At 66.7% G+C, this 18,520-nt stretch carries 18 protein-coding genes and 7 pseudogenes; 14 read left to right on the forward strand and 11 right to left on the reverse strand.

The window, feature by feature from the left end:
- Window positions 1–36: 36 nt before the first annotated feature.
- Window positions 37–342: pseudogene (locus R2S09_RS29810) on the forward strand (LysR family transcriptional regulator); the annotation flags it as partial.
- Between the two features lie 108 nt (window positions 343–450).
- Here the strand turns inward: R2S09_RS29810 and R2S09_RS29815 are convergent.
- From R2S09_RS29815 to R2S09_RS29835, 5 genes and pseudogenes are all read right to left on the reverse strand, one after another.
- Complete coding sequence (locus R2S09_RS29815; protein WP_316744401.1) at window positions 451–1,482, reverse strand: alpha/beta hydrolase; 1,032 nt, start codon at window positions 1,480–1,482, stop codon at window positions 451–453.
- Window positions 1,483–1,563: 81 nt separating this feature from the next.
- A complete protein-coding gene (locus tag R2S09_RS29820; RefSeq protein ID WP_316744402.1) occupies window positions 1,564–2,736 on the reverse strand; it encodes a lipase in 1,173 nt (390 codons plus the stop codon).
- 220 nt (window positions 2,737–2,956) lie between these two features.
- Window positions 2,957–3,241 (reverse strand): annotated as a pseudogene (locus tag R2S09_RS29825) (zinc ribbon domain-containing protein); the annotation flags it as partial.
- Window positions 3,231–3,616: pseudogene (locus tag R2S09_RS29830) on the reverse strand (Ku protein); the annotation flags it as partial. The pseudogenes R2S09_RS29830 and R2S09_RS29825, both read right to left, overlap by 11 nt.
- 298 nt (window positions 3,617–3,914) lie before the next feature.
- The gene (locus R2S09_RS29835) at window positions 3,915–4,568 is read right to left on the reverse strand and encodes a TetR family transcriptional regulator C-terminal domain-containing protein (RefSeq protein ID WP_316744404.1); all 654 of its coding nucleotides are present in this window, start codon (window positions 4,566–4,568) and stop codon (window positions 3,915–3,917) included.
- Between the two features lie 183 nt (window positions 4,569–4,751).
- Here R2S09_RS29835 and R2S09_RS29840 point away from each other — a divergent pair, with 183 nt between their 5' ends.
- The 11 genes and pseudogenes from R2S09_RS29840 (at window position 4,752) to R2S09_RS29885 (ending at window position 12,174) form a co-directional block, all read left to right on the forward strand.
- On the forward strand, window positions 4,752–4,892 hold the full coding sequence (locus R2S09_RS29840) for a hypothetical protein (RefSeq protein WP_316744405.1): 141 nt from the start codon (window positions 4,752–4,754) through the stop codon (window positions 4,890–4,892).
- The gene (locus R2S09_RS29845; RefSeq protein ID WP_316744406.1) at window positions 4,889–5,296 is read left to right on the forward strand and encodes a carboxymuconolactone decarboxylase family protein; all 408 of its coding nucleotides are present in this window, start codon (window positions 4,889–4,891) and stop codon (window positions 5,294–5,296) included. Before R2S09_RS29840 ends, R2S09_RS29845 begins: the two co-directional genes overlap by 4 nt.
- Window positions 5,297–5,409: 113 nt before the next feature.
- Window positions 5,410–6,204 carry an isocitrate lyase/phosphoenolpyruvate mutase family protein gene (locus tag R2S09_RS29850; protein ID WP_306190754.1) on the forward strand — a complete coding sequence of 265 codons (795 nt, stop codon included), beginning with the start codon at window positions 5,410–5,412 and terminating at the stop codon, window positions 6,202–6,204.
- A gap of 59 nt (window positions 6,205–6,263) precedes the next feature.
- Window positions 6,264–6,911, forward strand: coding sequence for a nitroreductase family protein (locus tag R2S09_RS29855; RefSeq protein WP_316744408.1), 648 nt, complete (start codon window positions 6,264–6,266; stop codon window positions 6,909–6,911).
- Window positions 6,912–6,963: 52 nt separating this feature from the next.
- Window positions 6,964–7,881 carry an NADP-dependent oxidoreductase gene (locus tag R2S09_RS29860; RefSeq protein WP_316744409.1) on the forward strand — a complete coding sequence of 306 codons (918 nt, stop codon included), beginning with the start codon at window positions 6,964–6,966 and terminating at the stop codon, window positions 7,879–7,881.
- Window positions 7,882–8,011: 130 nt separating this feature from the next.
- Window positions 8,012–8,395, forward strand: coding sequence for an MmcQ/YjbR family DNA-binding protein (locus R2S09_RS29865; protein ID WP_306190751.1), 384 nt, complete (start codon window positions 8,012–8,014; stop codon window positions 8,393–8,395).
- Window positions 8,396–8,449: 54 nt separating this feature from the next.
- Window positions 8,450–9,337, forward strand: a complete 888-nt coding sequence (locus R2S09_RS29870) for an SDR family oxidoreductase (RefSeq protein ID WP_316744410.1) — start codon at window positions 8,450–8,452, stop codon at window positions 9,335–9,337.
- Between the two features lie 747 nt (window positions 9,338–10,084).
- The gene (locus tag R2S09_RS29875) at window positions 10,085–10,390 is read left to right on the forward strand and encodes a DUF427 domain-containing protein (RefSeq protein WP_306190748.1); all 306 of its coding nucleotides are present in this window, start codon (window positions 10,085–10,087) and stop codon (window positions 10,388–10,390) included.
- A 172-nt stretch (window positions 10,391–10,562) separates the two neighbouring features.
- Window positions 10,563–10,715 (forward strand): SDR family oxidoreductase, encoded by a 153-nt coding sequence (locus R2S09_RS40675; RefSeq protein ID WP_399144974.1) that lies wholly within the window; start codon window positions 10,563–10,565, stop codon window positions 10,713–10,715.
- Between the two features lie 12 nt (window positions 10,716–10,727).
- Window positions 10,728–11,461, forward strand: a pseudogene (locus tag R2S09_RS29880) (SDR family oxidoreductase).
- 239 nt (window positions 11,462–11,700) lie between these two features.
- Window positions 11,701–12,174 (forward strand): GNAT family N-acetyltransferase, encoded by a 474-nt coding sequence (locus R2S09_RS29885; RefSeq protein ID WP_316744411.1) that lies wholly within the window; start codon window positions 11,701–11,703, stop codon window positions 12,172–12,174.
- Window positions 12,175–12,304: 130 nt separating this feature from the next.
- On the opposite strand, the gene R2S09_RS29890 is transcribed toward R2S09_RS29885, so the two are convergent.
- The 4 genes and pseudogenes from R2S09_RS29890 to R2S09_RS29905 all read right to left on the reverse strand — a co-directional run.
- Window positions 12,305–12,667, reverse strand: a complete 363-nt coding sequence (locus R2S09_RS29890; protein WP_316744413.1) for a hypothetical protein — start codon at window positions 12,665–12,667, stop codon at window positions 12,305–12,307.
- Window positions 12,668–12,738: 71 nt separating this feature from the next.
- Complete coding sequence (locus R2S09_RS29895) at window positions 12,739–13,365, reverse strand: IS5 family transposase (RefSeq protein ID WP_316744414.1); 627 nt, start codon at window positions 13,363–13,365, stop codon at window positions 12,739–12,741.
- Window positions 13,366–13,569: 204 nt separating this feature from the next.
- Window positions 13,570–14,721, reverse strand: a complete 1,152-nt coding sequence (locus R2S09_RS29900; protein WP_306190744.1) for a beta-propeller fold lactonase family protein — start codon at window positions 14,719–14,721, stop codon at window positions 13,570–13,572.
- A gap of 347 nt (window positions 14,722–15,068) precedes the next feature.
- Window positions 15,069–15,687, reverse strand: a pseudogene (locus tag R2S09_RS29905) (transposase); the annotation flags it as partial.
- Between the two features lie 46 nt (window positions 15,688–15,733).
- Here R2S09_RS29905 and R2S09_RS29910 point away from each other — a divergent pair.
- Window positions 15,734–16,015, forward strand: a pseudogene (locus R2S09_RS29910) (hypothetical protein); the annotation flags it as partial.
- A gap of 274 nt (window positions 16,016–16,289) precedes the next feature.
- Complete coding sequence (locus R2S09_RS29915; protein WP_316744415.1) at window positions 16,290–16,529, forward strand: hypothetical protein; 240 nt, start codon at window positions 16,290–16,292, stop codon at window positions 16,527–16,529.
- Window positions 16,530–16,537: 8 nt separating this feature from the next.
- Here R2S09_RS29915 and R2S09_RS29920 read toward each other — a convergent pair whose 3' ends face one another.
- Window positions 16,538–17,728 carry an IS110 family transposase gene (locus R2S09_RS29920; RefSeq protein ID WP_316744416.1) on the reverse strand — a complete coding sequence of 397 codons (1,191 nt, stop codon included), beginning with the start codon at window positions 17,726–17,728 and terminating at the stop codon, window positions 16,538–16,540.
- Between the two features lie 445 nt (window positions 17,729–18,173).
- Window positions 18,174–18,520, reverse strand: a pseudogene (locus tag R2S09_RS29925) (transposase); the annotation flags it as partial.

The following is an 18,520-nucleotide window of genomic DNA, read 5'->3' on the forward strand; positions in this document are numbered from 1 at the left end:
TCGGTCCTGGCGGGCCGGGCCTCTCACCCGCGCGGTATGAGTGGAGTGGAACTGCGCCAGTTGCGTACTTCCTGGCGGTCGCCGAGGAGCTGAACTTCGGGCGGGCAGCCGGACGCCTCCTGATCGCCGGCCCGTCCCTGTCCCAGCGGATCGACGCGCTGGAGCGCGACCTCGGGGTGTGCCTGTTCGACCGGGAACGCCGCCCGTCTCCCTCACACCGGCCGTGCGGCGCTCCTCCCCCACGTCCGCGCCCTCCTGGACAGAGCCGACCACCTCCGCAACCGCGCGGCGAGGACCGCGGGCACGGAGCCGGTCCGCCTCGGCTATGTGAGTCGGCTGCCGGCCCGCGATCGTGTGCCGTGACCGAGACCATGGAGGCCGCAGCCTACGACGAGCGCTGACAGCGGCGGGTGCCGGCCGAGGCTCCGGTCGTCACCAGCAGCACCACTCTCACGCCACCATGACGTCCAGGAGCTCCGCGATGAACTCGTCGGGACGCTCCAAGTGGACCGCGTGCCCGGCCCCGGGGACGGCGACCTCGCGTACCGAACCGCCCTCCTGCGCATAACGGTTCAGGACATGTCTGGTCTGCGCCACCATCGGCTGGGCCGGGGTTCCGTCCCAGTCCCGAACCGCGCCGATGGCACCCAGGTGTGCCAGGTCGAACATCGAGGTGTCCGAGACGATGACGTCGTCCTCGCCCCGGAACCACAGCACCGGCGGTTTCGGCTCGACCACATGCACATCGTCGATGCGGAAGTGCACCGGGGACATGGAGTTGAGAACCCCGCGCTTGCCGGGCGCGACGCCGGGCCATGCGGACGAGGGCACGCTGTCGCCTGGGTAATGGTCATCGCCGGTCCGCGTGGTGAGCATCGCCTCGACGTACGCGACCTCGCGCTCGGGCCGCCACGGCGCCTTGCCGTAGCAGTTCGCCAGGACACTGCGCGGTGAGACCGCAGAGTCCTCGCTGCGATCACCTTCGGCAATCCTGGCCACGAACTCACGATTGGCCGTGCCCCCGCCCGAACCCGCACCATCCGGGGAGTTGAGGGTTCCCTCCACGCCGTGGGTGCCGCCGTATCCGTACGGGGAGACCGGATTGATCAGGGTCATGGACCGCACTGCGGCCGGGTGGTCACGCAGGAACTGCATGGCCACGCCACCGCCCATGGACCACCCGACCAGATGGGCACGCTCGATGCCGAGAGCGCGCAGCAGGGCCGCGACGTCGTCGACATGGTCGCGCAGGCCGCGTGTGGCGTCGATCGGCAGCGGGTCGGTGCCTCCGAAGCCCCTCAGATCCGGCGCGACGGGGCGATAACGGTCCGGAAGCCGGGTGAGCGTGGTGTGCCAGAAGGCGGAGGAGGAGACGTTGCCGTGCAGGAAGACGACCGGCTCCCCCTTGTCTCGGACGTCGGTGATCTGCACGGCCAGCCGCTCCGTAGGCACACGGCGGGTGCGGATTCTGTGCTCAGGCATGTGTTCTCCGTCTCGTCTCGTCACATGTGGCTCTGTAAAGCGGCGGGCGCCCAGTGTCCACTCACGCGGTCGGGGTCGTCGTCAGGACAGCCAAGCGGCGATCTGGGTGTCGGCCGCGGAGTTCCAGCCCAGTTCGAGATGGTTGGCGCCCGTGATGGTGGCCTGGCCTCCGACGGTGGGGATGCCGGTGGTGTCGAGGGCGCTGGCGACGAAGACGACGCCGTCGCTGGGGCCCCGGTTCTCGTTGAAGATGCCGAGGACATCCGGTGATCCACCGGCCAGGAGGTAGGTGGTCACCGAGGCCGGAACTCCAGCGTCGTGCAACGGCTTGATGAGCGAGCCCGCGTCGATCGCGGCTTGGATGCCACTGCCGGCGGTGTAGAAGCCCTGCCCGCCGTAGTACGTCGTGTACCAGTCCTGCGCGCCGCCGACACCGTACACCCCGTCCCAACGGGACAGCATTTGGCGCTGGCCCGGGTAGTTGTCGTAGCCGCCGGAGGGCGTCATGGAGAACTCCGGGTGCGCTGTGTACTGCCCGTAGCACGTCATGTGCGAGTGCGGGGAGGGGGCATTGACCCTGCCGCCGCACTCGGGCCAGATCGAGAAGTCGTGCGCCCAGCCGTGCGCGTAGGGGTAGTCGTAGCCACCGTTGGGGCCGCCGACGGTCACCAACTTGCGCACATCACCGGCGTACGAGCGCCCCCAACTGGGTTTCACCGAGGACACGTACGCCCGCGCCGACATCTCACCCTTGCTCCAACCGACCAGGTCGACGGTGCTGACGCCGAGCTTCGCCTTGATGACGGAGATCGCGTCACCGACGATCTGCGCCTGCATGAGGTTGTCACCCTGCTTGTGCGCGAAGCCGACGGCGAAGACGCGGTAGCCGCGCGTGGCCAGGTACTGCATCAGCCCCATGGACGGGCAGGTTGCGGCGCCGCAGCCATAGCCGCCCGCCTCGCCAGGATTGGCCCACGCTCGGTCGGCGGTGTCGTTCGCACCGTGGACGAGAAGGACCGGGGTGGGTCGAGAGCCGCTGTCCCAGCCGGGTGCCGAGTAGAGCAGAAAGCCGTCCGACGACGGCCGGGAGATACCACCGAAGTACGTGACGCGCTTCCCGTCCTGGTCGCCGCGGCCGTCCGCGGGAAAGCCCTCGGCGTGGAATCCCGAGGTGGTGTCGCGGTAACGCTCCACTCGCTCCCAACCATTGGTGACGACGTCTGTCCCGTAGCTCGCCTCTTGGGTGAGGTACACGGGCAACGAGGCCGCGGAGGCGGTCCCTGCGGTCGTGGAAAGGTCGAGAGCAACTGCCAGCAGGAGGACGAGCAGTAAGTGCCATCGTCGCGCTCGGCTTTGACTGTTGTGGCTGAACTGCATGTCGAATCCCCTGTCCGTGGTGAAGATGCCCAGCCTGCGGAAGCGGACAGATTGAAGTTCTCCCCTCCCTTCGCAAGCTCAGGAAGGGGATTCCCGTCTACCTTTCGGCGACAGGCTTGACGGTTTTACCCGCCCTGCGACCGCGCCTTCCGGCGGCCGGGACCTCCACGATGACGTGGCCGATCCGATACAGGTGCAAGATGTTCCGGGCTGCGTTCCAGTCGGCGTTCGCCGTCCAGTCGCAGTCAGGATTCTTGCATACGAACAGTTCTTGACTCTCTCGGCTGCCGGGGACGGTGAATCCGCAGGCGGAGCATCGCTGGGAGGTATTCGGGGCGGGGACCTTGACGAGCCGACCGCCGTAGCGGGACCAGCGGCCTGTACGGCTTGGCCGCCACCCGCTCACTCGGGGCCAGGTTGTAGCCCTCGCCGATACGGATCGGGTCGATGGACTCCATCGGCACGAAGGTCTCGATCTCGATCTCGATCGCCTTCGCCGTCGGCAGCGGCAGCTGGCGCAGCTCCTCATCCGTGATCGGGATGACGAGGTCCTTGGTCACTCGTAGCCCTTGCCGATCTCCGGCTCGCCGACCTCGCGGCCCTCCAGCTCGCAGTCCTTCCGATAGCGGATCCGGCCCTGGTCGGCCAGGTGGTACTGATGGAAGCGCACCGAGTGATCTTCCGTGGCGGACCGGGCCTGGATCGGCACGGTCACGAGCCCGAAGCTGATCGCACCACTCCAGGGGCCACGGGGCATGCCAGATCTCCCGCAGTAGCACCGAGCACCACCAGCCCACGAACAGCACAAACGGCGCGCCACGCACAGCTGCCCCCCCATTACAAGGAGCATTCCGCCGGCGGTGACGCCCGAGCTGCGGCGCTGCGGCGGTATCGGGCCTGGCCCGGCTACGCGGCCACCGGCTCTGACGATGGATGCCGCAACTCGCCGCACGCTCGGCACGGGCTCGCTCCACCTCATCGACGTGGCGTGCTTGCTCCGCAGTGTGTTCTGCCTGGACGGCCCGCCGGCGTGCGTTGCCGAAGTCAGTAAGCGGCTACCGAGCTTGGAGTTCGCCGGCGTCGGGAGGCGTCGCGAAGGTCTGCAGGTAGTCGATGGCTGCCCGCAACGCGTCTTTCAGTGGAGCGATGTCCCGCGCGACCTGGGCGAGGAGCATGCCGCCCTGGAAGGCAGCAAGGAGCAGATTGGCCAGTTGCGTGGGATCTGCCTCGGCGCTGATGCGGCCGAGTTGCTGCATGCGCTCGATTCCATCGCGGAAGATCACCCTCCACTGGTCGAACACACTCGCGAGCTCGTCGTGAACGTCGAGGTCCGTCTTGATGATCTCGCTCGCCAGGGAGCCGAGGGTGCAGCCTTCCTGGTAAGCGCGCTCGTAGCCGACGTAGAAATCCGCCCACGCCCGGAGCGCGTCGAGGTTGTCGAAGCCGGTGAATCGCTCGTCGCGGTGGAACGTCAGGATGCGCTCGGCCCGCCAGGCGATCACGGCCAGGACGAGACTCTCCTTGGTCGGGAAGTAGTGGTTGAGCTGCGATCCGCTGACGCCGGCGGCGCGGCGGAGCTGCTCGTTGTTCGTCGCGTGGACTCCCTTTGTGTAGATGAGTTCCGCAGCGTGCTCCAGGATGCGGGCACGCGTTGCCTGCCCCTTCGATGTGAGCTTGTGAGGGGTCGGAGCTGCCGTAGTGGTGGTCATGCTTAACGATAACCCAGATTGGGCTTGACGGCCCAGACCCGAGCGGTGTTGACCTTAAGAAGTGGGGCAGACAGCCCACAAATGTCGCAGTGTTCTCAGTCACAACGGGACTGCGCCCCTGAAGCAGTAAGAACCGACCCGGGCTCGACGCTCACCGTTCAACTCACCGGAGGTTGATTTGCCATGTCGCCACTGAACGTTCCCTCTCCTGACGACGTCCCCGACGGGGCGAAGGGCATCCTCGGCGACATCGGCGCACAGCTCGGCTTCGTCCCGAACATGTTCGCGACTCTCGAACCCGACCGTTCTCTGACGCCGTCATGACACTGCAGGGCACCTTGAGCCGGGTTCTGGACGCGAAGACGCGGCACACCATCGCGCTCGCCGTGTCGCAGGCCAACGGTTGCGATTACTGCCTGGCGATGCACACATACGTATCGTCCGAACTCGGTGGCATGTCGAGCCATGACATCGACTTGGCCCGGGCTGGGAGCTCGATCGATCCCAAGCGCGCCGCGGTCGCTCGTTTCGCTCAGCAGGTGGTGGAGAGCCGCGGCCAGGTGAGCGACGCCGGCCTCGCGACTGCGCGAGGCGTCGGATACAGCGACCCGCAGACCCTGGCGATCGTCACGGTGGCGGTGCAGGTCCTGCTGACCAACTTCATCAACAACCTCAACCAGACCGACATCGACATCCCTGCCGTCATCTCGGCCGGTACGCCCGGCTGACCGCCGGGACCCCCGGTCGAGGCCGCGCACACAGCCGGCAAACCGCCCACCACCCCAAAACGATCACTCGGGAAAGGTTCGGCATGCCGGGCTCCGAACTCTATGAACAATTCATGGCACTGCACGCCCGCGACGGCGGCCTCGTCATGCCGAACGCCTGGGACGGCCTCTCGGCGCTGATGCTGGCCGATGCCGGTTTCGAGGCGCTCGCGACGTCATCGGCGGCGCTCGCCACCACACTCGGCCGGTCCGACGGGCGTCACCAAGTCACCTGTGACGAGCACCTCGAGCATGCGCGGCTGCTCGGCCGACTCACGGGGCTGCCCGTCAACGGAGACTTCGAGGACGGCTACGGCGACACGCCCGAAGACGTCGCTGCGACCGTGGAAGCCGCCGTCGAGTCCGGCCTGGCCGGTATCGGGATCGAAGACACCTCGGGCAATCCCGATCAACCGATCCGCGACTTCGACGAGGCAGTCAACCGCATACGCAGCGCCGTCGAGGCGGCCAAGGGACGCATCGTCGTCACCGGCCGCACCGACAACTTCATCCAAGGGCGGCCCGATCTCGACGACACCATCCGGCGTCTGACCGCCTTCGCCGAGGCCGGCGCGGATGTGCTCTACGCCCCTTACCCACCCGACCTCGACGCACTCGTCGCGATCGTCACCGCCGTCGCGCCGACACCGGTCAACGTCCTGATCTCGCCGGCGGACAAGGTGCTGACCGTCGCTGAACTGCAGAAGGCCGGGGTCAAGCGCATCAGCGTGGGTCCAGCGCTCTACACCCACGCAATGGAGGCACTCCAGCAGGCCATCACGGCTCTCGTCGCGGGTGACCTCACCACCGCGACGACAGGAATCAGCTTCGAGCGCATCAGCGAACTACTTGCCCGCGGCACGAACTAGCACAAACGCTGCGAACTACCGCTCCTCACCTACTCATCGCAAGAAGAAGGCAGATCGACGTGAATCTCGACAAGCTCATGAACAAGCACCTCACCAGGTATTTCGACCCCAGCAAGACCATTCCGGAGGAGACCCTTCAGCAGCTGCTGAGGTTTCTGCGCTCCACGCCGTCGTCGGTGAACGTACAGCCCAACCACTTCTACGTCCTTGCCACGCCCGAAGGCAAGGAGCGGCTCGCCGACAACCTGGGCGAACGATTCCGGGACAACGCCGAAAAGATCCTGAACGCGTCGCACACCATCATCCTCACCACCCGGGCAGATGTGCCTGACAGCCACCTCGAGGCGGTGTTCTCGAAGGAGAAGGCCGACGGCCGGTTCCCCGACCCGGCAAAGCAGGAGCGGTGGGAATCCATGACCCGAGACTTCCTCAACCTGCGCAACTACGGCTACAAGGACCTCAACCACTGGATGGAGAAGCAGACCTACATGGCGGTGGGCCTGACCATGATGGCGGCCGCCGAGCTCGGCGTCGAGGCCACGCCGCTGGAGGGGTTCGACCCGACCAGTGTCGACAAGGCATTCAAGATCCGCGAGACCGGACACAGCACCACGGTGCTGCTGGCCCTCGGCTACCCCGACCCCGAGAGGGTGTACACCACCCCGATCTCGCGGTTCGACGCCGACCAGCTGTTCACCTTCATATAAAAACCCACCTGGAAAACAAAACCAGCAACACAGACGAGGAAGAAGCATTTCGATGAAAGCCATTGTGGTCACCGACCAGGCCGCGGGAACAGCCGGAATGACGCTGACGGAGCGGCCCGAGCCGCGCGCAGCGATCAACGACGTCATCGTTCAGATCCATGCATCGGGCTTCGTTCCCACAGAGATGGAGTGGCCGTCGACCTGGGCCGATCGCGCCGGCCACGACAAGACACCGTCGATCCCCGGCCACGAGCTGGCCGGAGTGGTCACCGCGCTCGGCTACGGTACGACGGGGCTGTCGGTCGGGCAGCGGGTGTTCGGCCTCGCCGACTGGCACCGCGACGGCACCCTCGCGGAGTACGTGGCGATCGAAGCACGCAACCTCGCACCGCTGCCCGGCGACGTCGACTTCACGGTAGGCGCGTCCCTGCCGATCTCGGGTCTGACCGCGTGGCAGGGGCTGTTCCAGCACGGCCGCCTCCAGGCCGGCCAGACCGTCCTCGCCCATGGCGCAGCCGGAGCAGTCGGCACGATGGTGACCCAAATCGCACGTGAAGCCGGCGCTTACGTCATCGGCACCGGACGCGCCGCCGACCGTGAGAAGGCCCTCGACTTCGGCTCACACGAGTTCGTCGACCTCGAGAACGACACGCTGAAAGACGTCGGCGGTGTCGACCTGGTCTTCGATGTCATCGGTGGCGACGTTCAACAGCAGTCCGCCGCCCTGATCAAGGCCGGAGGAACACTGGTGTCCATCGTCGGCCCGGTCGAAGCACGGCCCACTGACGGCCTGGCCATCGACTTCGTCGTCGAGGCCGATCGCGCCGGACTCGGTGAGATCGTGCAGCGGGTGCGGGACGGACGGCTGCGGACCAACATCGGTGACGTCGCGAGCCTCGACGATGCCATCGGGGCCCTCAACCCGACCACGCGACGCCACGGGAAGACAGTCATCCGCGTACGCCCGTAAGGAGCGGACGGCCACCGCCCGACCGGCAGGTCATGGTCCCGATCTACGCCAGAGCCATCGGCCACCGACCGGCGCAAGGACCCGCACCGACACACGCCAGGCACTCGAACCGACAGAGGAGCTGATCACCTTGGACGGCCAAGAACTGCAGAAGATCGCGCGCGACCACACCGCGGAACTGCCCGGCACCGACCAGGAGCATCGTTTCGGCCCCGACTGGGAGCTCCACAAGGTGGGCGGCAAGGTCTTCATGCTCATGACCGACATGCCGGGACGCCCCGTCGTGATCCTGAAAGCCGACCCGGACGACGCCACTGCCCTGCGTAAGCAGTACGCAGACATCACCCCCGGCTACCACATGAACAAGAGACACTGGATCACAATGGAAGGCGGAGACACCATCGACGAAAAGCTGGTGAAGGAACTCGTGACCGACTCCTACCGTCTCGTGGTCGGCGGGCTCCCCAAATCCAAGCAACCCGTGGATCCACACACCTACAACCGCCACGCCTGACCCCCACCTGGCCATTTTGCGGCGCAGCGTCGCAGCAGTCATCTGGAGCCTTCCATGCGCGTGTTCGTCACTGGCGCCAGCGGCAGCATCGGCTCAGTTGTCGTTCCCGAACTCATCGCCGCTGGTCACGAGGTCCTCGGCCTTGTGCGTTCCGATGCGGCGGCTACGGCCGTAGCCGCCGCAGGCGGGACGCCGCTCCGTGGCGACCTCACCGACCTTGACAGCCTCCGCGCCGGCGCGGCGCAGGCCGATGGTGTCGTCAACCTGGCCTTCAGCAACGACTGGAACAACCTGGGACAAGGCATCGACGAGGAAGCACGCGCCGTGCAGACCCTCGGGGCCGCACTCGCAGACAGTGGCAAGCCATTCGTACATGCCGGCCTCACGCCGATGATGCCAGGCCACACCTCCACCGAGGAGGACCCCAACACCACCGACGGTCCGGTCGGCGGCCGCGGCCGCACATCCGACGCTGTACTGACCCTGGCCGCCCAGGGCATCCGGTCCTCTGTCGTGCGGCTGCCGCGCTCCGTGCACCAGCGCGGGTCGCAATACGGCTTCTGCTCGGTGCTCATCGCCGCCGCGCAGAAAACGGGCCTGTCAGCGTACGTCGGCGACGGCACGCAGCGATGGCCGGCGGTCAACCGGCTCGACGCCGCCGCGCTGTTCCGCGTCGCACTCGAGGACGCCGCTCCCGGCACGGTCCTGCACGCGGTAGCCGACGAGGGCGACACCATGAGGTCGCTGGCCGAGGCTATCGGCGGTGTTCTCGCGGTGCCGGTCGAGTCGGTGCCGCGTGAGCGCTTCGGCGTCATCGGCCGCGTGTTCGCCCTTGACATGCCGTCATCCAGCGCACTGACCCGGGAACAGTTCGGCTGGGAGCCCACCCAGCCGAGCCTGATCGACGACCTCACTGCCGGCGACTATCCCGCCCTGGGCTGAAATCCTCCGGATGCCGCCAGGAGCCGACAGGGTAAGTGACTACTGACCTTCCGCGGACACCGAGGAGTTCAAAGGGGACTCCTTCACCGGCTCCGACGATAGTTGCCGCGACTCGCCGCACGCTCGGCACGGGCTCGCACCGTCGCAGCGGCGTAGCGCGCTTGCTGCGCAGCCTGTTCTGCCTGTGCGGCCCGCTGGCGTGCGTTGCCGAGGTCGTTTCGCGTGCGGCGTCGCAGTACGACCGTGGCGCGAAGTTGCCGAGCCAGCTCGGTCGCGCGCTCCTCGAGCTCCCGCAGCGCTGCTTCGGCACGCTCGACTCTGCCTGGGCTTGGTCGGGCTCTTCCTCCCGTTGCCGGGCGCGCTGCTCGGCGGCTTCCGCTTCCCGCTGTGCCGGTTTCCTGCGGGCTGCGTTCGTGCGGCGTTGCTTGCGGACCTTGCCGGCGGGCGCGGCGTCGAGGCGTTCTGCCTTCCATGGCGACTTGCCCGCGCGCAACACGGTGGGGCACGGCGGCCGACCGGGCCGAGGACACGGGTAAGAAGCAGAGCCCACCCGACGCTAATCCTTCGGCTGAACGTGCGGGCTGGCTCTGAACTGCGCCGACTGGACGCCCGACTGAAGCCCGCCGTCTCAACCGTCATGGCGACTTGGAGAGCCATCACGCACCGGATTGGTGCCTCTGGGTCAACATGGTCGGCCACGAGTGCGGAAGTGGCTCAAGCAATGGGATCGATGAAGGGGAAAGCCTGATGAAGGCAGTCGTTGGGGAGACGGTCGTGGCCGAGGCCGCACGTGAGGCGGTAGTCAGTATCGAGGGAAACGTCTACTTCCCGCCGGACTCAGTTGCGGCCGGCGCGCTCCGCAACAGCCCAACCCCCTACACCTGCCCCTGGAAGGGGAGGGCGCAATATCACGACGTGGTGGTCGGCGAGACGGCGCTCAGGGACGGGGCCTGGTCTTACCCGAACATCAAGGACTCGGCGGTGAGCCGTGTCGGTCGCGACTTCAGCGGCTACGTGGCCTTCGATGCACGCCAGGTCAGGATCGAGAACTGACAAGGTGCGCCGCACTGCCGGCAGATGCCACATGCCCGCTGCCTGCACTCGTCGACGAAAGTACTTTCGATTGAGCGCGCCACATGCTATTCGGGTTAACACGGTCCCATCGACATCGGTGAATACACTTCCATAGTTCCGTCTGGTCCCCGAAGAGTATATCGACGACTCCTTGAATAGTTTTGCCCGTATACATTCGCTGGGCCGATGCGACACCGTGGAAGATATCGCAGACACGGTGTCGTTTCTGCTTTCAGATATGGCAAGCTGCATGACCGGTGCGATCGTCGACGTTCGCGGCGGTGTCGTGGGCGGACATGACTAAAAGGTCAAACACATGGAGATCGCTGTTATCGGCGGACCGGGCTCATCGGATCGCAGGTGGTGAAGATCCTGAACATGGGCGGGCACGAGGCGGTGCCATACTCCCGGTCCACCGGACTGGACCTGTTGAGCGGGAAGGGCCTGTCCGAGGCGTTGGCGGGTGCCGATGTCGCCGTCAACCTGACGGACTCGCCGACCTCTGACGAGGCCTCGCCCGCGTTCTTCCGGACGACGATGGACCACCTGCTGCAGGCCGCCAGGTCCGCCGATGTCGGCCATGCGGTCGTTCTCTCGATCGTCGGCGTCGATCTGGTGCCTGACCTGGTGTACTACCGCGCCAAAGTGCTGCAGGAAGACACCCTCAAGGCCGGTCTCGTGCCGTACTCGATCGTCCGCGCCACGCAGTTCTTCGAGTTCATGGACACGGTGATGTCGTGGACCTCCGACGACAAGACCGTCCGCCTGCCCACCACGCGCATCCAGCCCATGGCCTCGGCCGACGTCGCCCGGACCGTGGCCGAGGTCTGCGTGGGCGCCCCACTGCGAGGCACCCGCAACGTCGCCGGCCCCGAGGTCTTCAGGCTCGACGAGTTGGGCCGGATCACCCTGGCCGCGCGTGGCGACCAGCGCACCGTCATCACCGACAACGACGCCGGTATATACGCCGCCGCCTCGGGTGACGTTCTCATCGCCCAGAGCGACGCCGCTATGGCCAGGACCACCTATCGGGACTGGCTCGCGCGGTGACTGAGACGGGGCCCGTACGACCTCCGTAATGCGGGCCCCGGCCGTACGACCGGTCAGGCCGGACGAACACCGCCGTGTTCTTCTCCGGAGTGACCACCCACAGCACGTAGTCGATCCCCGCTGTGGAGAACAACCCGGAGTACGCTGACATCATCGACCCCAAACACCCAGAAGCAGCCAAAGACCACACCTGTTTGCCTCAAACCCACTTATTAGCTCCCCTGACAGAAAGTTTGACAATGACCGTCAATCTCGAGGCCGAGGCAGCCGCCCGTGAAGAAAACAACGCTGCGCTCATCGCTGCGTTGGACGAGACAAGTCCCAGCGAGGTGGAGTCCAGCTGGGAGATCGACGTACTCAACGATGCGGAGCACGGTCGCTGGATCGCCGCCCTCGGTCCCGAAGCGATCGCCGAGCTCTCCTACCGGTTCGTAGGCGGCCGCGTTGTGCTGCTCACAGCCTGGGTCGACCCCGCCTACCGTAAGAATCGGGTCGCCACGGAGCTCGTCTCCCGCGTGTTGGACGAGATCCGCGAGAGTGGGAAGAAGATCACCGTCATCTGCCCGGTCGTGGGTGAGTTCATCGACCGCAACCCCGAGTACGCCGACCTCATCGATAAGGTCCATCCCGGCGCCGGCGCCTACCCCAGGCACAAACCCGCAGAAGGCGGTCACGACAAGGAGCTCGCCGCGATCGAGAAGGACCTGTCGTAGCTGTTCGACGTTCGGACCGACGGGTCATTCGCCATAGACGGACTGGGCAGCTCGTTGGCTCACCATCCTTAGAGCACGTAACGCGATCTTGGTTGCACGGCGGTCCGGCGATCCATCCGTCGGTGGCGAGTCAACGCGGAGGCATCGGACGTCGCCCGTAGTAGGGCCTCACCGTGCTGGCAAGCTTGCGCTGGATTGACCGCAGCGTCCTGATCGTGGCCTCGTCGGTGAACCCCGTGGTCGTTGACCATTCGACGCCCGAGCCAGCAAGATCGCTGGCAAAGACGATCTCTGTTGCCAGGAGAGTTCGCGCCCAGTCCACTGCCTCGAGCGGAGCATCTTCACCGAGTGCAAGATTCAGCGCGCGGCACTGGTCGAGCAGATCCTGAGCGTCCGCGAACCCCATGCCGACGGCGAGGGGGTCACTGCACCGAGCTGGCCCGCCCCATTCAAGGAGGGACCGCCGAAGCAGTTCGACCTCGTGCTCGGTCAAGAGCTCACTCGCCCGCACCATATGTTCTGGCAACAGCTCCACCCTCCCGTCTGAGCCGAAGGATGATCACGCTACCTGTTCTTGAGGCGTCTCCAGGAGATGAGACCGCAGGCAAGTGAGACGAGGGCGTCGTGCAGGTCGAGGCGTCTTTCCCAGCGGACGGCCAGGCGCTTGAAGTGGTGCAAGAGCGAGAAGGTCTGCTCGACGACGTAGCGGAGCTTGCCCAGGCCCTTGATGTTAGGGGCGCCCTTGCGGGAGATCACTGGCAGGAGGCGCCGCCTCCGTAACTCGCGCCGGTTGGGGTTGCTGTCATAGCCCTTGTCGCCCAGTAGAGCGTGGGGGCGCCTGCGCGAACGGCCCGGCTTGCCGGCCACGGTTGGGATGCCGTCGACCAAGGCCAGGGTCTGGGTGACGTCGTTGACGTTGGCTGCGGTGGTGATGACCTTGAACGGGATGCCGTTGCCGTCGCAGATCAGGTGGCGTTTACTGCCCGTCTTCCCACGGTCGGCCAGTGACGGCCCGGTGGCGTCGCCCCTTTTTCGCTCGGATGTGGGAGACATCCACACAAACCGGGCCCAGTCCAGGGCGTCGGCCGCGTGCAGCTCGGCAAGCAGGATGTGGTGCAGCTTCTCGAAGACGCCGGCCTTGTGCCATCGACCCAGTCGGCGCCAGCACGTCTGTCCGGAGCCGAACCGCACGGGACAGCGCCAGCGGGTTCTCGATGGTCACTGCAGGCATGTCGGTACCTCCTTGTGCGCCCCGCATCGGCGAAAGTCCCGGAGGAAATTCCCTCCGGGGCGGCCCTGTCAGCTGCCTGTACGGCTGGGGTGTCCAGCCGTACAGCCGGCGCACGGCAACCACAGGGGGCCGCCTCCTCGTGACGGCGGCCTCCCCGTCGTCGGTCACAGAGCGACGATGCCCTCGCCTCCGACCGCGCCCGGCACAACTACGGAGCCGATGCCGGTCAGGGAACCGTCAGCGTCCACGCGGAAGGCGTCGACTCCTCCTGCCGCCCCCGTCTGGGCGTACAGAAACCTGCCGTCTCCGGAGACGGACACGTCGACCGTGCCGGCCCCGGCCGGATCGGTGGCGAGCGGGGACAGCGAGCCGTCACTCCCCACGCGCAGGCCGGTCAGGGTGCTGCTTCCGGCGTTGGACGCGTAGACACGGTCACCAGCGACGGCGACCCAGCAGGTCCCTGCCTGCCCCGTGGCCGTCTCGTCGACTTTGGTGAGGCGGCTGTCACGGCCGACCTGGTAGGTGGCCACCGCATTCGGGCCGGCCTCGGTGACGACGAGCCGCCCGGCCCGGTCGAAAGTGAAGCCGAAGGGCACGGCGCCGGGTGCGGCCGTCACCGCGGGCTTGGCGGCGAGGCCCAGCGGTCCCACCGCAAAAACCTCGAAGCTGTTACCCCCGGCCTTGGTGGTAACGATCAGCCTGCTCCCGTCCGGGGTGAAACCAACCTGCCCCGGAGTGTGTGTGAATTGCGGTGCCGCCGCAGGGTCGAGTCCCAGACCGCGGTGCCAGGACGGTACTTTCACCAGATGCCCAGCGACGTTGAGATAACCCTGCACCGAGCCACCGTCGAGGGCGTTGAGCACATAGACGAGGTTGCCGTGGACGGCGACGCTCACCGGGAACCTGCCGCCAGAGGTGATGATCTGACGGCGTACCAGGCGATCGGCCTGGACGGCGAAAACGGTGATGGTGTCACTGCCGGCGTTAACCGCGTACAGCAAATTGCGCGCCGGGTCGTAGGTCAGCGAGCCCTGGGACGCGAGGTTGTCCACCACGGCACCGTCGAGCTTGCCACCCCGACCGCCTGTCGCGTACACACCCCGCTGCGTCAGCGCGCCTTCGACAGTGCGGTCGTAGGCGACGATCGTGTTGCCGTCCACCGCGTCGGTCTGCACGAACACCGGGGCACTGGCGGGCCAGTGGTTCTGCGGGCTCGCCGACACGGGGGCGATGGACACGGCCACGGAGGCCGCGGCGGCGACTGCCGCGCCAGTGACTCGGGCGATCCTGCGCTTTATTCTCATCAGTTTCCTCATCCTGAGGGACGACAGCCTGGCCGCCGACACTCATGTCGGTGCGGGGCTCGGCTCGGCCCCGCACCGACATGAGTGTCGGCGAACGGAGCCTTCTCACCGAGCCACGGCCATGCGTCATTCTTCGGTAAGGTTTCACGATCAGACGCAGCCAGTGGCATCGACGCTGTACGAGAACCCTCATGAGTAAAGGGCGGGCGGTAGGCGTCTCTTGGGCCTTGAGGGCGCCACAACAGAGGCCCTCGGCGCCAGGGCACGAACATGTCTTCGGCCAGGAGGGATTGAAGGTTGTCCCGTAAGTGATCTTGGGCTCGATGCGGATGCGGGAGGCCGGGGCTCGATCGGCTCGGTCATCCGTTGAGAGCGAGGTTGTGCAGGCGGGCGATGCCGGGCATGGCGTGGTGGACGCCGTCGCTTTTGAGGCGGCAGTCGCGGAGGACCTTCCAGCCCTTCATGCGAGCGAAGGTGTGCTCGACACGGGTGCGAACTCGCTTGTGGGAGCGGCTGTGTTCCTCCTTCCGGGCCGGGAGTTCCTCGCCTTTGGTGCGGCGGTGAGGGATGATGAGTCCGGTGCCCTGGTAGCCGCCGTCGACGATGGTCATCGTCTTGCCGACGGCGTCCCTGACCACGGATTCCTCCCAGCCGCGGAAGTCGTGCCGGTCGCCGGGCAGGGGGCGGCCGACCACGACGACCAGACGGGTGTCGGCGTCGATGACGACCTGGTGGGCGGTGGAATACCGGTCATTCTTCGACTGCTCGGCGATCGTGTGGTCGCGGGTGGGCACCAAGGTGACCGTCCACGATGAACACGTCGTCCTTCGCGAACCGCTTGCGAGGCCGGAGCGCGAGCTCGGGGCCGAGATGGTTGATGATCCGGTCGGCCGCCGACTTGGAGATGCCGAACAGCGGGGCGAGCCGGCGCATCGTCACGTTCGTGCGCCAGTAGGCCGCGACGAGCAGCACCCGGTCACACCAGCCACAGCGTGATCGTCCCAAAGATCGACCACATGGCACGATGGCCACCATGTCAGGTCAGGTCTGGGTGTCACTCATATCGTTGGGCGGCGTTGTCCTCGGCGGCATGCTGTCCTACCTCGTGCAGCGTCGGACTCAGCTGTCAGCGGAACGCGCTGAACAGCAACGGCAGCGGAACGCCCTGTCGGAGGCTCGGCGCGCGGAACGGCTGGCGCTTCTGGAGCGGTTCATCGAGGTGGCGGCCGAGGCCGAACGCTCCGCGTTCAGCCGGCCTTCCGAGTTCGATGACACCCACCCCTGGTACCTCAAGACCCAAGATGTCGATCAGTCGTATTCGCGTACACCCTTCTGTCCCGGACCGGTCCGCATCCGCCGCGTCGGTCGAGAACTACGCGTCGCCCGTCTCATACACGATCAGGATCGTGAACGACCGGGTATGCAGGAGTCAGCTCGGCGGCATCACGGGATCCGCCAGCAACCGTGTCCCGGCATGCCCGACCACTCCCGAACCATCGGCGCTGACATGGACCTTGAGACGCAACCCGATAAGCACTTTCGTATTTCCGCCGTACCCAGCCGAAACAGCGAGGTTAGTCATGACGCAGGCATCGCCCCAGTTTCCGCACATCGTGGTGCACACCCCAGCGCTTGACGGCTCCCGCCGGGTTACCGAGGGTGACGTGATTCTGGGGATCGCCTCCCATCTGGATGACGTCATCGAGATTCTCCGACTTGCCGACCTCGATCGGATCGAGGTCGAGGAGAGCGACCTCATCGAGTGGCAGGGAGGTGGGCCGGACGAGTGGCCGGGACTTTCCGAATACCCGGATTCCTAATGGAGCTGTCAAGCGGCCGGGGTGACGGGCGGTATGGGGTCGTAGCACCGTCCGTCACGCAGGAGGGCCCACAGGACGTTGACCCGTCGGCGGGCGAGCGCGAGTACGGCTTGGACGTGCCGTTTGCCCTCGGCGCGCTTGCGGTCGTAGAAGCGCCGGGACTCGTCGCAGCAGCGGATGCTGATCAACGCCGAGGTGTAGAAGACGCGTTGGAGGCGTCGGCTGTAGCGCTTGGGCCGGTGCAGGTTGCCGCTGATCTTTCCCGAGTCGCGGGCGGCGGGAGCGACGCCGGCGAATCCGGCGAGCCGGTCGGCGCTGTCGAAGGCGTCCATGTCGCCGCCCGTGGCGGCGAGGAACTCGGCGCCCAGCAGGGGCCCGATGCCGGGCATGCTGGCGATCACTTCGGCGTGCCGGTGCTCGCGAAACCGGCCCTCGATGAGCTTGTCGGTCTCGGCGATCTTCTCGTTGAGGGCCATCACCTCCTTCGCGAGGGAGTGCACGACCTGGGCGGTGATCTTCTCGCCGGGGACAGCGGTGTGCTGGTTCTCGGCGGCCTGGACGGCTGCGGCGGCGAGCTGGTCGGCGCCGCGGAACTTGCGGTTGCGCAGCCAGGTGGCCAGCCGCCTGACGCCCGTGCGGCGGATGGCGGCTGGTGTCTGGTAGCCCGTCAGCAGCACCAGCGGGCCGACGTTGCCGAGGTCGAGCTCGCGCTCCAGGCCGGGGAAGATCCCGGTCAGGTGGCCGCGCAGCCGGTTGACGGCTCTCGTGCGGTCGTCGCTGAGGTCGCGCCGGCGGCCGGTGAGGATCTTCAGCTCGGTGACCAGCTCGTCGCCGTGCCGCAGGGGCATCAGGTCACGCCGGACGCGGGCCTGGTCGGCGATGACCGCGGCGTCCTTGGCATCGGTCTTGCCGTCACCCCGGTAGCCCTCCGAGGCACGGTTGACGGCCCGGCCGGGGATGTAGAGCAGGTGCTGGCCGTGGTTGAGCAGGACCGCGATGGCAAGGCCGGCCCCGCCATCGGCCAGGTCGATGCCCCAGGCCGTCACTTCGCCGAGGTCCAGGACGTCGCCGAGGAGCATCAGCAGTTCGCTCTCCTCGTTGGCGACCCGCCGGGACAGCAGCCGCTTGCCGGTGTCGTCGATTACCACGCAGTGGTGATGGGTCTTCCCGGCGTCGATACCGGCCCAGATCGCTGTCACTCGCTTCTCCGCAGGTCGTGTTCGTACAGGTACCACGGACGACCTCGCTGTCGAGTCCCTACAGAGCGATCAGTGCCGCAATTCCTAATGAGCAGCCGAGTCGTCGTGGGGGCCGGGCGGCGAATCCTAGGCAGCCACGAACGGCAGAGGACTGAAAGCCACACCCGGACCCCCTGGGTGAGCCAACCCTACGAATGGCTCGCTCATCCCGAACAACAAGGTAGGGAGGACTGAGCCGTAGCGTCTGCTGAGCTCTGTCTGTTGACTATGTTGCGGATTTCGTTGGTGGTGTGGACATCGAGAAACGTCTCCACCCACACACGTTCAGCCCTTGACACCCCAGCCATACACGCGAGATGCCCAGTTCAGAGCCTTGTGCAACGCCCTTTGCGAGCTCGTGCACGGCAGGCGGTGAGGCGTCGTGGGCCTCGGTGGGCTTGATGTTTCACATTGTTCGTGCCGGGGGCAGGTCGGCGGTCTGCTGGTGGGACAGCAGGGCGGCGGCGGCTTGCACGGTGTCGCTGATGTGGTCGCGGCGGCCGAGGTGGCGGGCCGGTGCCCGCCAGTTCTTCGGGTACGCGATGCCGTGCTCGACGCGGATGCGCCGCGAGGAGTGCCCCTCGCGTTGCCACTCGTGCATCTCCTCGTACCGGTCCGGGGTGTTCTTCTTGAACGTGCGGTGCGATGAGGTCACCACGCGTTCGACGGTCTGGGCTCCCAGCCCCTGGCAGCCGGCATCCGGGAGGATCTCGGCTGCCGGGCCGCCCTGCGGGAGCCTGACCAGCCCTAACC

The sequence above is a fragment of the Streptomyces sp. MK7 genome (genome assembly GCF_032658145.1).
In the GTDB taxonomy this organism is placed as follows: domain Bacteria; phylum Actinomycetota; class Actinomycetes; order Streptomycetales; family Streptomycetaceae; genus Streptomyces; species Streptomyces spiralis.

Bases quoted from the DNA above. Each gene is read 5' to 3' on its own strand.
- R2S09_RS29815 (WP_316744401.1), bottom strand. From the start codon at position 1,482: ATGCCTGAGCACAGAATCCGCACCCGCCGTGTGCCTACGGAGCGGCTG.
- R2S09_RS29835 (WP_316744404.1), bottom strand. From the start codon at position 4,568: ATGACCACCACTACGGCAGCTCCGACCCCTCACAAGCTCACATCGAAG.
- R2S09_RS29840 (WP_316744405.1), top strand. From the start codon at position 4,752: ATGTCGCCACTGAACGTTCCCTCTCCTGACGACGTCCCCGACGGGGCG.
- R2S09_RS29845 (WP_316744406.1), top strand. From the start codon at position 4,889: ATGACACTGCAGGGCACCTTGAGCCGGGTTCTGGACGCGAAGACGCGG.
- R2S09_RS29850 (WP_306190754.1), top strand. From the start codon at position 5,410: ATGGCACTGCACGCCCGCGACGGCGGCCTCGTCATGCCGAACGCCTGG.
- R2S09_RS29860 (WP_316744409.1), top strand. From the start codon at position 6,964: ATGAAAGCCATTGTGGTCACCGACCAGGCCGCGGGAACAGCCGGAATG.
- R2S09_RS29870 (WP_316744410.1), top strand. From the start codon at position 8,450: ATGCGCGTGTTCGTCACTGGCGCCAGCGGCAGCATCGGCTCAGTTGTC.
- R2S09_RS29875 (WP_306190748.1), top strand. From the start codon at position 10,085: ATGAAGGCAGTCGTTGGGGAGACGGTCGTGGCCGAGGCCGCACGTGAG.
- R2S09_RS29885 (WP_316744411.1), top strand. From the start codon at position 11,701: ATGACCGTCAATCTCGAGGCCGAGGCAGCCGCCCGTGAAGAAAACAAC.
- R2S09_RS29900 (WP_306190744.1), bottom strand. From the start codon at position 14,721: ATGAGGAAACTGATGAGAATAAAGCGCAGGATCGCCCGAGTCACTGGC.
- R2S09_RS29915 (WP_316744415.1), top strand. From the start codon at position 16,290: ATGACGCAGGCATCGCCCCAGTTTCCGCACATCGTGGTGCACACCCCA.